A 13,556-nucleotide genomic window follows, 5' to 3' on the forward strand; every position below is an offset into this window, starting at 1 on the left:
CATGGGCCGAAGGCGTGCCCGCTCAGACGTCGGTGAGCTTGGGCATCTCGCCCTGGGTGGAGGTGACGTCGATCACCGAGAAGTTCGCGCCCTGCGGGTCGCTGAGGGCTGCGAACCGGCCGAACGGGCTGTCCATCGGCCCGAACCGCAGCACCCCGCCGAGCTTGGTGGCCTTCGACACGGCCTCGTCGCAGTCGGCGACGCTGAAGTACACGTTGATGTACGGCGGTACCTCGGGCGGGAACTCCTCGGTCATCTTCATACGGCCGAGGACGGGGGCGTCGGAGACGTTGAAGATCCGGAAGTCGACCCCGTCGTCCTCCATCTGCTGCGCGGTGTACCGCGGGAAGACGGCAGGGAAGAACGCGTCGGACTTGTCCGGCTCACGGGTGAAGACCTCGGCCCAGCAGAACGCGCCGGGCTGCTCGGCCGATGCCTCGAAGCCCTCGTGGCTGCCCGCCTGCCAGACGCCGAAAACGACGCCGCCCGGGTCGCGGGCCAGGCACATGGTGCCGAAGTCACCGACCTCCATCGGCTCCATCAGCAGCTCGCCGCCGCTCTCCCGGATCCGCCGCGCGGTGGCGGCGGCGTCCGGGGACGCGAAGTAGAGGCACCACTGGGACTGGCCCTCCTGGCCGGGCATGGGCGGGACGACGGCGGCGGCCGCCTTGCCGTCCACGTAGGCCTGGGTGTAATTGCCGAACTCCGACGACTCCTCGCCGAAGGTCCAGCCGAGGACGTCGCCGTAGAAGCTCTTGGCTCCCTCGACGTCGGTGAACATCGCATCGGCCCAACAGGGGGTTCCCTCTGGCTGAACGGCCATGACAGCGGCCTCTCCGATCGGTGGGTTCGGTCCGCTTCCACACGCTAGCCATCCCCGGCCCGAACCGCGCGCCGAACGACACGGTCCGTTCCAGACTGGGAGAAAACGGTGTCGGCGGGACGGGGAGCGCGATGACGGACGGGACGATGCGCGCGTGGTCGGTGAGCACACCGGGGCCGATCGAGGAGGGGGCGCTGCGGTTCGTCGAGAAGCCGGTGCCGCAGCCGGCGGGCGACGAGCTGCTGGTGCGGGTGCGGGCGTGCGGGGTGTGCCGCACCGATCTGCATGTCACGGAGGGTGACCTGCCGGTGCACCGGCCCGGGGTGACGCCCGGGCACGAGGTCGTCGGGGACGTCGCCGGGCTCGGCGCGGAGGTGAGCGGCTTTGCGTTCGGCGACCGGGTGGGAGTGGCCTGGCTGCGGCATACGGACGGCACCTGTGCCTACTGCCTGCGCGGTGCGGAGAACCTGTGCCCGGGCTCGCGGTACACGGGCTGGGACGCGGACGGCGGCTACGCCGAGTACACGACCGTACCTGCGGCCTTCGCCCACCCGCTCCCCGGCGGCCTGGACGACGTGGCGCTCGCGCCCCTGTTGTGCGCCGGGATCATCGGCTACCGGGCGCTGCGCCGATCAGCGCTCCCGCCGGGCGGGCGGCTCGGTCTGTACGGATTCGGGGGCAGCGCCCATCTGTGCGCCCAGGTGGCGCTGGCGGAGGGCGCCCGAGTGCATGTCCTGACCCGGGGTGCGGCGGCGCGGCGACTGGCGCTGGAACTGGGGGCGGCGTCGGCGGGCGACGCGCACGAGCGGCCGCCGGAGCCGCTCGACAGCGCCATCCTGTTCGCCCCTGCCGGAGACCTGGTCCCGGTGGCACTGCGGGCACTGGACCGCGGCGGAGTCCTCGCGGTCGCCGGGATCCACCTCAGCGACACTCCGCCCCTGCACTACGAGAGCGAGCTGTTCTACGAGAAGGAACTGCGCAGCGTCACCTCCAACACCCGGGAGGACGCCCGTGAGTTCCTGGCTCTCGCCGCCCGGCACGGCGTACGCGCCACCACGCACAGCTATCCGCTGTCCCGGGCCGACGAGGCGCTGCGGGACCTCAAGGCCGGCCGGTTCGACGGGGCCGCGGTGCTGGTGAACGACGTGACCTGACCGCGCGTGCGGGTATGCGCGCACGGCCCGTTCGCTCCCCGTGCGCCGCCCGTCCGGGCGATGTCGACCGGCGTGCGATCACACGCGATTTCGCAGTCCACCCCGATCGGGCGGTTTGCACATCCGGCGCGTGAACCCGCCCCTTTCACGCGGTTCCCGGCCCTCACCGCCGCTGTTTGCCTTGTGTACAGGCAGCGCGTGCTGTCCACCCCGCGCCACGAGGTTGCCGTCTCACCGACCACACCGCTCACCCCTGATTCCACCCTCCAGGGAGGGACTGTGTCCGCACCCGAAAGCGCCGCCAATCCCGCCGTCGACGACCCCGCCACCACCGCTCCCCCGTTCACCAGCCTGAGCACGCAAGCGGCCCGACAACTCACCACGACCACCAAGTCCGAACCCCAGATGCAGGCCATCACCTCACGATGGCTGCTGAAGACGCTGCCCTGGGTCGACGTCAGGGGCGGCGCCTACCGGGTCAACCGGCGGCTGCAACTGCGCATCGGCCGCGGCCGGGTGCAGTTCGAGCAGAACGGCGCCGACGACGTCAAGGTCATCCCCCAGACCCTCACCGAACTGCCGGTGCTGCGCGGCTACTCCGACCTCGAGGTCCTCCAGCAGGTCGCCTCCCGGTTCCGGGTCCGCGAGGTGCGCGCCGGGCAGATCCTGTTCGAGGCCGGACAGCCGGTCACCGAGGCCTACCTCGTCGTGCACGGCCGCTTCACCCGCTTCACCGCCGGCAAGTACGGCGAGGAGGAGGTCATCGGCGTCGTCACCGACGGCGAGGGCATGGGCGACGAGGCCGTCGGCCGCGCCGACCCGCTCTGGCTCAGCTCGGTCCGCGCGGAGACGTCCGGTGTCGTACTGGTGCTGTCCTGGGACGCGATCATGGAGCACGTCGACCGCGCCCCCTCGCTAGCCGCCCATCTGGAGGCCTACGCGGAGCGGCAGGGCAAGCCGATGAACCGCAAGGGCGAGGCCGATGTGCCCGTGCAGGCGGGCCATGTCGGCGAGCCGGTGCTCACCGGCGGCTTCGTCGACTACGAACTCGCGCCGCGCGAGTACGAGTTGTCCCTCACCCAGACTGTGCTGCGGGTGCACACCCGGGTCGCCGACCTCTACAACGACCCGATGGACCAGACCGAGCAGCAACTGCGGCTCACCATCGAGGAGATCCGCGAACGCCAGGAGTGGGAGCTGGTCAACAACCGCGAGTTCGGGCTGCTCCACAGCACCGCCTACGACCAGCGGATCAGCACCTTCGCCGGACCGCCGACCCCGGACGACCTCGACGAGCTGCTGTCGATGCGCCGCAAGACCCGGCTCTTCCTCGCCCATCCGAAGGCCATCGCGGCGTTCTTCCGGCAGTGCAACCGGCGCGGCCTGGTCCCCGGCACGGTGACCGTCGAGGGCCACGAGGTGCCCGCCTGGCGGGGCGTGCCGCTCTTCCCGTGCGGCAAGATCCCGATCGGGCCGCAGCACACCACCAGCATCATCGCGCTGCGCACCGGCGAGGCCGACCAGGGGGTGGTCGGCCTGTACCAGACCGGCATCCCCGAGGAGTACCAACCGGGCCTGAACGTGCGGTTCATGGGCATCGACGACACCGCGATCCTGCGCTACCTCGTCACGGCCTACTACTCCATGGCGATCCTCGTGCCGGACGCCGCCGGAATCCTGGAGAACGTCCAGATCGGCCGGACCGCCGACTGAACGGGTGGAGTACGTCGATGAGCACATCCTCGTTCCGGGCGCCCGGCCCGCCGAGCCTCGCCCGCACAGTCCGGGCCCGGCGCGGCGGGGCCGTGCCCGGCCTGCTGTACCGGCCGGCGGTCCCCGCCGATCCCGAGAAGGTGAAGGAGGTCGATCTGCGCCTGGAGACGTGGGCGCACGGTCTGGATCTGTTCCCCAAGGCGTGGTCGGGCGACTTCGCGGGGTTCCAGTTCGGCCGGGCGGTGGTGCTCCAGCATCCCGGCGCCGCCGATCTGGAACGCCTCACCGCCGCAGGCAAGTTGCTGCTCGCCGAGAACATCGTCGACAACTGCTACTGCGAGGCAGACGAGGGCAAGGGCGGATCGGCCCGCGGCCTGGGCGGGCGGCTGATCATCGCCCAGTCGGCCCTCGACCCGTACCACGGCGACCCCGAGATGCAGGACCAGTGGGCGCTCGGCGTCCAGGCGGACGGCCCGCTGCGCTCCTACCACTGGGCCCTGAAGGACTACGCCGCCTTCGCCACGCCCAGCCAGACCGACCGGTTCGTGCACGACATCGCACGACTGCACCTGGGGTACCTCGGTGAGGCCGCGTGGGCGGAGACCGAGTACATGCCGCGGGTGTGGGAGTACCTGACGATGCGGCAGTTCAACAACTTCCGTCCCTGTCTGTCGCTGGTCGACGCCGTGGACGGCTACGAGCTGCCCGAGGCGGTGTACGCCCGCCCCGAGATCCAGCGGGTGACGGCGCTGGCCTGCAACGCCACCACGATCGTCAACGACCTGTACTCCTTCACCAAAGAGCTGGCGAGCGACCCGACGCATCTCAACCTGCCCGTGGTCGTCGCCGCCAACGAGCGGTGCGGGCTGAAGGCCGCCTATCTGGAGTCCGTCGAGATCCACAACCGGATCATGGAGGCCTTCGAGGAGGAGGCCGCGGTGGTCTCCGCCCTCTCGCCCGTCGTCGAGCGCTATACCGAGGGCCTCGCGGCCTGGGTCGCCGGCAACCACGAGTGGCACGCCACCAACACCCACCGCTACCACCTGCCCGACTACTGGTAACCCCCCACCCTGACGTCATGTCAGAAGGACCAGGAGGAACCCGCGTTGAGCTCCACCGACGTCGGCACCGCCACAGCACCGGTGCCGCCCCAGTCCACGTACCAGAACCGTGTGGCGGACTACTGGAACGCCGAGGAGAACCCGGTCAACCTCGAACTCGGAAAGATCGACGACCTGTATCACCACCACTACGGCGTCGGTGACGTCGACTGGTCGGTGCTGGAGGGGAACGACCCCGAGCTGCGCCAGGAGCGGATCACCGCCGAACTGCACCGCCTCGAACACGCCCAGGCCGAGCTGCTCGCCGCCCGGCTCGGGCCCCTCTCCCCCGCCGACCGCGTCTTCGACGCCGGCTGCGGACGCGGCGGCGGCAGTGTCGTGGCGCATCTGCGTTACGGCTGCGCCGCCGACGGGGTCACGATCTCCGCCAAGCAGGCCGAGTTCGCGAACGAGCAGGCCCGTAAGCGGGGCATCGACGACAGCGTGCGCTACCACTGCCGCGACATGCTCGACACCGGGTTCCCCTCCGGCGCGTTCGCGGCCTCGTGGAACAACGAGTCCACCATGTACGTCGAGCTCGACCTGCTCTTCGCCGAGCATGCCCGGCTGCTGCGCCGCGGCGGACGCTATGTGGTGATCACCGGCTGCTACAACGACACCTACGGGCGCGCCTCCCGCGAGGTGTCTCTCATCAACGCCCACTACATCTGCGACATCCACCCACGCTCGGCGTACTTCCGAGCGATGGCCCGCAACCGGCTCGTGCCGGTGCATGTGCAGGACCTGACCGCGGCGACCCTCCCGTACTGGGAGTTGCGCCGCCAGGCCGAGCACCTGGTCACCGGTATCGAGGACACCTTCCTGACCGCCTACCGGAACGGCAGCTTCCAGTACTTGCTGATCGCGGCCGACCGGGTGTGAAACGCGCCAGGCCCGCGGAGTGTGGTTGACGCAAGTCTTCCCCCCATCGCCCCGCTGTGCTTGCCTGGGGAGCCGTTTTCGGTCTCCGGGGCGGGAGTTGCCGCATGCGCAAGGCGTGGATGGCGGGGTTGCTGCTCACCGTGTCAGTGCTCGGCGGATGCGGGGATCCGACGTCGGGGGCCGAGCAGGCGCCGGCGCCCGAGGTGCCGAGGGCATCGGCCACCACGCAGCAGCGGGCCCCCGCCTCGCCGAGCGCCGCCGCCGTGAAGGCGCCGAGGGTGCTCTACCTCGGTGACTCACTCGCGATGGAGGCCCAGAAGGTGCTCGGGACCGAGCTCCGCCGGGAGTTGCGCGCCACCTACACCAGCGCCCCGTACTCGGGCACCACGCCCTGCGACTACCTGGAGGGCAGCCGCGAGCGGTCGCTGGTGCCGGACGCGGACAAGGCCGCCGCGCTGGTGCGGGAGCGGCGGCCGGACTTCGTGGTGCTCCAGTTCTGGGGCAACGCCTGGGGTTACACGCCGTGCATGGACGGCATCACGCACGACGCCGATCCTCGGACGTACTTCGACCGGTACACGGCGGACCTGAAGAAGCTCACCGAACAGATAGCCGCGGCCGGAGGGGAGCGGCGCCCGCGGATCGTGTGGGTGCTCCAGGGCCCGGACCCGATCACCCCCGACCGGGTCCGCCAAGTCAACGACCTGTACGAGCGGCAGGCCGACGCCTCGGGCGACCTCGTCGCGGACGCCGGGCGGACGGTGAGCGCCGACGGGGCCCGGTACACCTGGGTGCGGCAACTGCCGTGCACCAGCTACGAGCGCGAGCACCCCGACTACTGCACCGAGCCGGGCCGCGACCGTACCGCCCTGCATCGCGACGACGACTATCTGCACTTCTGTCTGGCGCCGACCACCTCGACCCCGAAGCCGTGCCCGGTCCGCTCGCCGGGCATCCTGCGGATGGCGCAGGAGGTCACCCGAGTGATCGCCCGGGATCACTCGCCCGCGTAGGCCTTCTCCAGGGCCGCGATGTCGAGCTTGCCCATGGCGAGCATCGCCTGGGTGGCGCGGGCCGCCTTCTCCGGGTCCGGGTCGGTCATCATGGCGTCGAGGCTGTCCGGGATGACCTGCCAGGACACGCCGTACTTGTCCTTGAGCCAGCCGCAGGGGCCGGGCTCGCCGCCGCCCTCGGTGAGCTTGGTCCAGTAGTAGTCGATCTCCTCCTGGTTCTCGCAGAAGATCATGAAGGAGACGGCCTCGTTGAACTTGAACTCCGGGCCGCCGTTGAGTGCAAGGAACTTGTGGCCGTTGGCCGTGAACTCCACGGTCAGCACGGTGCCGGCGGGCCGCGGGGCGCCCTCCGGGTAGCGGGCGACCTTGCCGACGCTGGAGTTCTTGAACACCGAGACGTAGTAGTGGGCGGCTTCCTCGGCCTCGTTGTCGAACCAGAGACACGTGGTGAAACCGTTGCTGGCCATGGGTACCTCCTGGGGCGTGGAACGCGGTCACCTGTATCGACCGATCCTCGCGCCGGAACTCATCGGCGGGGCGGCCGATTAATCCAGATGGCCCGTACACCGTCCGCGCCTAGCCTTACGGTCATGACTTCGACGCCCACCCCCGACGGCATCCGGCCCTTCCGGATCGACGTACCCCAGAGCGACCTCGACGATCTCCACCGCCGGCTGGACCTCACCCGGTGGCCCGACGAGCTGCCGGGCGTGGGCTGGTCCTACGGTGTCCCCCGCGACTACCTGAAGGAGCTCGTACGGCACTGGCGGCACGCCTACGACTGGCGGGCGGCCGAGGCCGAGCTGAACGCCTGGCCGCAGTTCACGACGACGATCGACGGGGCGAACGTGCACTTCGCCCATATCCGCTCCCCGGAGCCGGACGCCACGCCGCTGATCATCACGCACGGCTGGCCGGGCTCGATCGTCGAGTTCCTGGATGTCGTCGGGCCGTTGACCGACCCGGCCGCGCACGGGGGCGATCCGGCCGACGCCTTCCATGTCGTCGTGCCGAGCATCCCGGGGTTCGGGCTGTCCGGGCCCACGACCGACACCGGCTGGGAGGCGGCCCGGGTCGCCTCGGCGTGGGTCGAGCTGATGACGCGGCTGGGCTACGGGCGGTTCGGGGCGCAGGGCGGTGACTGGGGCGCGGCGATCTCCCGCGAGCTGGGCCGCGCCCACCCGGACCGGCTGATCGGCGTGCACCTGAACCTGCTGCCCGGGGCGCAGGCGACCCACGAACCCACGCGGGAGGAGCTGGACGCGCTCGACCCCGGGGAACGCGAGCGGACGCTGGAGTCGTGGCGGCGGTGGGCCGAGTGGTCGCGCGAGGGCACCGGATACGCCGTACTGCAGGCCACCCGGCCGCAGACCCTGGCGTACGCGCTCATGGACTCTCCGGTCGGCCAACTGGCGTGGATCGTGGAGAAGTTCAGGGAGTGGACGGACTCGACGGAGCTGCCGGAGGAGGCGGTGGAACGGGACCGGCTGCTCACCAATGTGATGCTGTACTGGCTGACAGGGACGGCGGGTTCGGCCTCCCGTATCTACTACGAGCGGGCGCACGACCCGAGTTGGGCAGCCAAGCAGTCCGGGCCGTCGACCGCGCCGACGGCCCTCGCGCTCTTCCCGGCCGAGCCGCAACTCCCCTTGCGGCACAAGGCGGACCGGACCGAGAACATCGTGCGCTGGACCGAGTTCGACCGGGGCGGGCACTTCCCTGCGATGGAGGAGCCGGACCTGCTGGTGGGCGACGTACGGGCGTTCTTCCGGCAGTTGCGCGCGAAGGACTGAGAAGGCGCTCTGCTCGCGGCAGATCTGCCGCGGGCAGAGAAATCCCCGCCGGACCAGGTCCGCGGTCAACAGTGGAGTCGACGGCATCCACGCCACGACGAGGAGATCCCATGACTCCAATGACCACGCTCGCGCCGCGGGCGGAGGAGGGCGACACCGCGCTCACCCGGTTCGACGACCAGCTGGCGGCCCAGTTGCTCGGGCAGCGGATCGTGCTGCTGGGCACCCAGGTCGACGAGGTCTCCGCGAACCGGGTCTGCGCGCAGTTGCTGATCCTGTCCGCCGAGGACCCGCGCACCGACATCAGCCTGTACGTCAACAGCCCGGGCGGCTCGGTGCACGCGGGCCTCGCCATCTACGACACCATGCGGCTGATCCCCAACGACGTCTCGACGCTCGCCATGGGCTTCGCGGCCAGCATGGGCCAGTTCCTGCTGAGCGTCGGCACCGCGGGCAAGCGCTTCGCCCTGCCGAACGCACGGATCATGATGCACCAGCCGTCGGCCGGAATCGGCGGCACCACCGCGGACATCGAGATCCAGGCGGAGAACCTGGAGCACACCAAGCGGACCATCGAGCGGATCACGGCCGAGCACACCGGCCAGAGCCCGGAGACGATCTCCCGGGACGGCGACCGGGACCGCTGGTTCACGGCCGAGGAAGCCAAGGAGTACGGCATGGTCGACCGGGTGGTGGAGTCGCTGACCGACGTCCGCCCGGCCGCCTCGAAGCGACGGATGGGGCTGTAGTCATGGGCAGTTACACGATTCCGAACGTCATCGAGCGCACCCCGCAGGGCGAGCGGTCCTTCGATGTGTTCAGCCGGCTGCTGAACGAGCGGATCATCTTCATCGGTACCGAGATCGACGACGGGGTGGCCAATGTCGTCATCGCGCAACTCCTCCATCTGGAGTCGGCGGCGCCCGAGAACGAGATCGCGATCTACCTCAACTCCCCGGGCGGCTCGTTCACTTCGCTGATGGCCATCTACGACACGATGACCTACGTCCAGGCGCCGATCTCCACGGTCTGCGTCGGACAGGCGGCGTCCACGGCGGCCGTACTGCTGGCAGGCGGGGATCCCGGACGGCGGTCCGTCCTGGAGCATGCGCGCGTGCTGCTCGGGCAGCCGGCCAGCGGCGGGCGGCAGGGCACGGTCTCCGATCTGGCGCTCCAGGCCAAGGAGATGGTCCGGATCCGCGCCCAGGTCGAGGAGGTGCTGGCCCGGCACACCCACCACGACGTCAGCACACTGCGTGCCGACATGGACCGCGACAAGGTGTTCACCGCCGAGGAGGCCGTGGCGTACGGCCTCGCCGACCAGGTGGTGAGCCGGCGCCTCGTCGGGGTGTGAGGCGCCGGGGCGGCTGGGTCAGGCGGCCAGGCAGAGGCCGTCGTACGACGAACCGGCCGTGCTGCGGCTGCGGACCGGGCTGTGGCGGCTGGTGAGCCGGATCAGTTCGCCCTGGGCGCGGGACAGCAGGTCGCCGAGGCCGAGTCCGAGGGCGTGGGCGGCGGCCGCGAGGACCTCGGAGGAGGCCTCCTTGCGGCCGCGCTCCACCTCGGAGAGGTAGGGCATCGAGATCCGGGCGGCGTCGGCCACGTCCTTCAGGGTGCGCTCCTGGGCGAGGCGTTCGCGCCGCAGGACATCGCCGACCAGGTCCCGCCACAGGGGTTCCCTGGGCGCGGGTGCGGCGGTTTCCGGGCGCGGGGGCTCCTGGCGCGCGGGCGGGCGCAGCGGGATGACGCGGGCTTGGTTCGGCGCTTGGTTGCTCACCCTCCCAGCCTAGGAGCCCGGGCCGCGCCGGGAAGGGATCAGCGTTCCGCCCTGGGGGAAATCGCCAGGGGCGAACAGGGAGTTGGCCCGGCTCCGGTCACTCGTCGCTCAGCCTCATCAGCGCGCGGACCCGCTTGCCGACCGGGACCCGCTCCACGGCGACCTCCGCCGCCAGCGCGTGCACTATCTCCAGACCGTGCCGGCCGACGCGTTCGGGATCCCGGGGGAAGCGCCGGGGCAGCGCGGCGCTGCTGTCGTAGACGGAGACCGCGACCTGGGCGTCGGTGCCCTCCAGGTCCAGGATGTACGGGCCGTTGCTGTGCCGGTCGGCGTTGGTGACCAGCTCGCTGACGACCAGGAGCACCTCGTCGTGGGTCCGGTCGTCGATGTCGGCGCACCATTCGGTGCGCAGCCGGCCGAGGAAGAGGGCGGCGAACGACCGCGCCTCGGCGATGCACCCCGGCTCACCGCTGTAGTGGGCCGCCCGTCGGAGCGGCTCCACGGGCACGTCGAAACCAGTCGGAATCACTGCCCCGTCGTGTTCGATCATGCGTTTCTCTCTCGGGAAGCCGGACCGGCCGGACACTGCTGCACCAGTCCTCGTACCCAGTGCCGCGCCCGGCATCCCCCCGCGCCGGAGCCCGGTACGTCACATCGCCGGCGACAGCGGGCTGACACCCGTGGGCAGCGACTGGGTCGCCGTGGCGGTCGTGTCGGACGCGAGCGGCACCTGAGGGCTGGTCGTCCCGGGCGACTCCGGCTCCGCCGGGGGCTCCGAGGTCGGTTCCGAGGTCTCCGGCGCGATCGGCTCGGGGGGCGTCTTCGAGGTCGGCGGGCAGGTGGTCTCGGTGCCGGTGGGCGTCGCCGGACACGCCGTGGTGGCGCCGGGCGACGGCGACGTCGTGGGCGGCTCGGTCACCGACGGGGCGGGCTCGTGGGCGGGCGGGTCCGTCTTCTGGTCCTTGCCTCCGGTGTCACCGGGGTGCCGCTCGAACCAGTCGTCCTGCTCGGGGTCGTAGACGACGAAGACATTGATGACGACGGTGGCGGGCGCGACCACGACGACGTTCGAGGACTTGTACGACGGCCAGGAGTCGCCGGTGGTCTTCGGCGCGGTCTGCTGGGCGACCGGTGGGGTCAGCGGGTTGCCGCAGGCGCAGCGCACCCGGGGCACTCCGCGGTCGTCGACGAGGACGGCGGTGCCGCTCTGCAGGACGGCCTGGTAGCTGGTGGCGCTGCCGTCGCGGTAGCCGTGGTTGGTGACGCGGGTGTCCATGCGCAGTTGCACGGGGGTGAGGCCGCGCAGATAGGCGGGGACGTCGGTGGGATCGACGCCGGCGACGGAGGCGAACGCCCTGTTCTTCGCCGGTTCCGCCTGCAGCGCCTTGATCTGCTTCTCCACGTCGCAGCTGGCGACGTTGCGGGTGCCGCCGTAGAGGCCGGGCGCTGCGCCGTCGACACCGCGGACGGCGTTGGTCGTGGCGGTCCCGGTGGCCGGGGAGGGGGTGACCGGTGGGGCGGAGCTGTCCGTCGCGGTGGACTCGGTGAAGGGGTCGGGGCCGGACTTTCCGGCGGCCTGGAGGAAAACCTCGCCGTCCGATCCCGAGCCGCCGCCGTCACTGCGGCTGAAGACAACGGCCAGCACCACGGCCGCGACCACCACGGTGGCGAGCACGGCGACGCGCGGCACGGACCGCCACCACGGCCGACGGGGTTCCGGCTCCGGGGTGACTCCGCCGCCCCCGGTACTGGGGGGCGGGCCGCCGCCGCCGCTGCCCGGCGGCTGGGACGGCGGCCCGGAAGGCGGCTGCGTCGGACCGGACAAGGGACCCGACGGGGGTCCTGTGGGTCGGCCGGAGGACGGAGGTTCGGCGCTCACGAGCCCTTCTTCCCGATATGGGGGCATCACGGCTTTCATGCCAATAGCCGCACTTTTCCCTATCGTTACCATTGTGTGCTCCAGGCCGGTACCGTCCGCAAGCCGACGCGGACGGCCCTCCCGGCAGGCGCGCCGCGCGGGCGCTGCTTAGCGTGGCAAGGTGACTTCGCGCACCCCCTCCGACCAGGCCCTGGCCCGCCACGGCTGGCCGCAGGCCCTCGTCGCCGTGCTGGCCGGACTGCTCGCCATGGGGATCGTCGCCGCGCTGGGACTGTGGGCGGCGGGCGCGACCGGTCTCCCGGACAACGCCTTCCCGCGGGTCGTCGCCGCGACCGTGGTGACCGCCGTCGGCGGCACCGTCGAGATGTCCGGCGACGCCGGCGGCCTCGCCGAGTCCGCGGCCGACCTCACCGTGATCCCGCTGTCCGTCACGCTGGTCGGCGCGCTGCTGATCGCCGCCGGTTTCCTGCGGCCGCTGCGACACCGGGCGGTGGCCGGAGCGCGTGAGCTGGCGGGGTGGGCCGGCCGGATCGCCGTGCTGTGGCTGCTGGCGCTGCTCGGTCTGGCGCTGGCCGCGCGTCAGACCTTCACCATCTCCCTCGGCGACGACACCCTCGGTGACCTGGGCGATCTCTTCGGCGTCACACCGAAGGTCGGCTTCCGCACCGACGTGCCGCTCACCGTGTTCTTCGGACTGCTGTGGCTGGCGGGCGTCCTGATCCTGGCCCTGCTGGTCTCCCGCGGGGCTCCGCTGCCGCCGAGGCTGCTGCGCTTCCAGGCATCGGTGCGCCCGGCCGCGTACGCCATGGTCCTGCTGCTGCTCGCCTACGTCGCTCTCGGCGTCGTCATCGGTCTGATCGTCGCCGCGACCCGCGGTCACGTGCCGGAGACCCTCGCCGTGCTCCTGCTCGGCCTGCCGAACCTGGTGTGGCTGGTGCTCACCATCGGCCTCGGTGCCACGTGGGAGGGCCGGGTCGAGGGTCCGTTCGGCCTGCCGATGCCGCACGTCCTGGACGAGGTGCTGCGCGGCTCGGACACCGCGACCCTGAACCTGAGCACGCTCGCCGAGCACGACAGCCGGGTGTGGTGGCTGGTGGTCGTGGACGCGGTCCTGGTTCTCGCCGCCGCGTTCGTGATGGCGGCCCGCTCCCCACGCCGGATGCGCGCCTGGCAGCACGCGGTGCACATGGCGGTGGCGCTGGCACTGACGGTGCTGATGATCTGCCTGATTGGCCGGACCTCGGCCCACTACGGCCTGTCGGTCCTGGGCATCGGCGACCTGGGGGGCGATCTGGGCGGGGAGCTGCTGCTGGAGCCGCAGATTTGGGGGGCGCTGGGGTTCGCGCTGCTGTGGGGGTTGGTGGCGGGGTTCCTGGGCGCCCTGCTGGCCAGACCTGTGCGGAGGCAGACCTAGGGGCGCGG

At 71.3% G+C, this 13,556-nt stretch carries 14 protein-coding genes; 9 read left to right on the forward strand and 5 right to left on the reverse strand.

The window, feature by feature from the left end; all coding sequences use genetic code 11:
* Window positions 1–22: 22 nt before the first annotated feature.
* Window positions 23–823 carry a VOC family protein gene (locus OHT76_RS02885; protein WP_328869120.1) on the reverse strand — a complete coding sequence of 267 codons (801 nt, stop codon included), beginning with the start codon at window positions 821–823 and terminating at the stop codon, window positions 23–25.
* Between the two features lie 146 nt (window positions 824–969).
* Between OHT76_RS02885 and OHT76_RS02890 the strand changes: the two genes are divergently transcribed.
* The 5 genes from OHT76_RS02890 (at window position 970) to OHT76_RS02910 (ending at window position 6,685) form a co-directional block, all read left to right on the forward strand.
* Window positions 970–1,977, forward strand: coding sequence for a zinc-binding alcohol dehydrogenase family protein (locus OHT76_RS02890; RefSeq protein WP_328876438.1), 1,008 nt, complete (start codon window positions 970–972; stop codon window positions 1,975–1,977).
* Between the two features lie 279 nt (window positions 1,978–2,256).
* A complete protein-coding gene (locus tag OHT76_RS02895; protein WP_328869121.1) occupies window positions 2,257–3,690 on the forward strand; it encodes a family 2B encapsulin nanocompartment shell protein in 1,434 nt (477 codons plus the stop codon).
* Between the two features lie 17 nt (window positions 3,691–3,707).
* Window positions 3,708–4,751: a family 2 encapsulin nanocompartment cargo protein terpene cyclase gene (locus tag OHT76_RS02900; RefSeq protein ID WP_328869122.1), complete on the forward strand. Its 1,044-nt coding sequence runs from the start codon at window positions 3,708–3,710 to the stop codon at window positions 4,749–4,751.
* 45 nt (window positions 4,752–4,796) lie between these two features.
* On the forward strand, window positions 4,797–5,672 hold the full coding sequence (locus OHT76_RS02905; protein ID WP_328869123.1) for a geranyl diphosphate 2-C-methyltransferase: 876 nt from the start codon (window positions 4,797–4,799) through the stop codon (window positions 5,670–5,672).
* A gap of 104 nt (window positions 5,673–5,776) precedes the next feature.
* Window positions 5,777–6,685, forward strand: coding sequence for an SGNH/GDSL hydrolase family protein (locus OHT76_RS02910; RefSeq protein ID WP_328869124.1), 909 nt, complete (start codon window positions 5,777–5,779; stop codon window positions 6,683–6,685).
* Here the strand turns inward: OHT76_RS02910 and OHT76_RS02915 are convergent.
* Window positions 6,670–7,152: a VOC family protein gene (locus OHT76_RS02915; protein WP_328869125.1), complete on the reverse strand. Its 483-nt coding sequence runs from the start codon at window positions 7,150–7,152 to the stop codon at window positions 6,670–6,672. The two genes, OHT76_RS02910 and OHT76_RS02915, sit on opposite strands and share 16 nt — an antisense overlap.
* Before the next feature lie 123 nt (window positions 7,153–7,275).
* On the opposite strand from OHT76_RS02915, the gene OHT76_RS02920 reads away from it, so the two are divergent.
* The 3 genes from OHT76_RS02920 to OHT76_RS02930 all read left to right on the forward strand — a co-directional run bounded on the left by OHT76_RS02920 (window position 7,276) and on the right by OHT76_RS02930 (window position 9,832).
* Complete coding sequence (locus OHT76_RS02920; RefSeq protein ID WP_328869126.1) at window positions 7,276–8,478, forward strand: epoxide hydrolase family protein; 1,203 nt, start codon at window positions 7,276–7,278, stop codon at window positions 8,476–8,478.
* A 110-nt stretch (window positions 8,479–8,588) separates the two neighbouring features.
* Window positions 8,589–9,227 (forward strand): ATP-dependent Clp protease proteolytic subunit, encoded by a 639-nt coding sequence (locus OHT76_RS02925; protein ID WP_328869127.1) that lies wholly within the window; start codon window positions 8,589–8,591, stop codon window positions 9,225–9,227.
* Window positions 9,228–9,229: 2 nt separating this feature from the next.
* Window positions 9,230–9,832 (forward strand): ClpP family protease, encoded by a 603-nt coding sequence (locus OHT76_RS02930; protein WP_328869128.1) that lies wholly within the window; start codon window positions 9,230–9,232, stop codon window positions 9,830–9,832.
* A gap of 18 nt (window positions 9,833–9,850) precedes the next feature.
* Here OHT76_RS02930 and OHT76_RS02935 read toward each other — a convergent pair whose 3' ends face one another.
* The 3 genes from OHT76_RS02935 to OHT76_RS02945 all read right to left on the reverse strand — a co-directional run bounded on the left by OHT76_RS02935 (window position 9,851) and on the right by OHT76_RS02945 (window position 12,134).
* Entirely contained in the window at window positions 9,851–10,255 is a 405-nt protein-coding gene (locus tag OHT76_RS02935; protein ID WP_328869129.1) for a helix-turn-helix domain-containing protein, read from the reverse strand.
* A 97-nt stretch (window positions 10,256–10,352) separates the two neighbouring features.
* Window positions 10,353–10,805 carry an ATP-binding protein gene (locus tag OHT76_RS02940; RefSeq protein WP_328869130.1) on the reverse strand — a complete coding sequence of 151 codons (453 nt, stop codon included), beginning with the start codon at window positions 10,803–10,805 and terminating at the stop codon, window positions 10,353–10,355.
* Between the two features lie 99 nt (window positions 10,806–10,904).
* Window positions 10,905–12,134: a DUF6777 domain-containing protein gene (locus tag OHT76_RS02945; protein WP_328869131.1), complete on the reverse strand. Its 1,230-nt coding sequence runs from the start codon at window positions 12,132–12,134 to the stop codon at window positions 10,905–10,907.
* A 160-nt stretch (window positions 12,135–12,294) separates the two neighbouring features.
* On the opposite strand from OHT76_RS02945, the gene OHT76_RS02950 reads away from it, so the two are divergent.
* Complete coding sequence (locus tag OHT76_RS02950; protein ID WP_328869132.1) at window positions 12,295–13,548, forward strand: streptophobe family protein; 1,254 nt, start codon at window positions 12,295–12,297, stop codon at window positions 13,546–13,548.
* Window positions 13,549–13,556: the final 8 nt, after the last annotated feature.

It is taken from the genome of Streptomyces sp. NBC_00287, assembly GCF_036173105.1.
Lineage (GTDB): Bacteria > Actinomycetota > Actinomycetes > Streptomycetales > Streptomycetaceae > Streptomyces.

What these genes read in the sequence shown, in the direction of transcription:
- OHT76_RS02890 (WP_328876438.1), top strand. Translation starts at nt 970, where the DNA reads ATGCGCGCGTGGTCGGTGAGCACACCGGGGCCGATCGAGGAGGGGGCG.
- OHT76_RS02940 (WP_328869130.1), bottom strand. Translation starts at nt 10,805, where the DNA reads ATGATCGAACACGACGGGGCAGTGATTCCGACTGGTTTCGACGTGCCC.
- OHT76_RS02930 (WP_328869128.1), top strand. Translation starts at nt 9,230, where the DNA reads ATGGGCAGTTACACGATTCCGAACGTCATCGAGCGCACCCCGCAGGGC.
- OHT76_RS02885 (WP_328869120.1), bottom strand. Translation starts at nt 823, where the DNA reads ATGGCCGTTCAGCCAGAGGGAACCCCCTGTTGGGCCGATGCGATGTTC.
- OHT76_RS02915 (WP_328869125.1), bottom strand. Translation starts at nt 7,152, where the DNA reads ATGGCCAGCAACGGTTTCACCACGTGTCTCTGGTTCGACAACGAGGCC.
- OHT76_RS02900 (WP_328869122.1), top strand. Translation starts at nt 3,708, where the DNA reads ATGAGCACATCCTCGTTCCGGGCGCCCGGCCCGCCGAGCCTCGCCCGC.
- OHT76_RS02925 (WP_328869127.1), top strand. Translation starts at nt 8,589, where the DNA reads ATGACTCCAATGACCACGCTCGCGCCGCGGGCGGAGGAGGGCGACACC.
- OHT76_RS02920 (WP_328869126.1), top strand. Translation starts at nt 7,276, where the DNA reads ATGACTTCGACGCCCACCCCCGACGGCATCCGGCCCTTCCGGATCGAC.
- OHT76_RS02910 (WP_328869124.1), top strand. Translation starts at nt 5,777, where the DNA reads ATGCGCAAGGCGTGGATGGCGGGGTTGCTGCTCACCGTGTCAGTGCTC.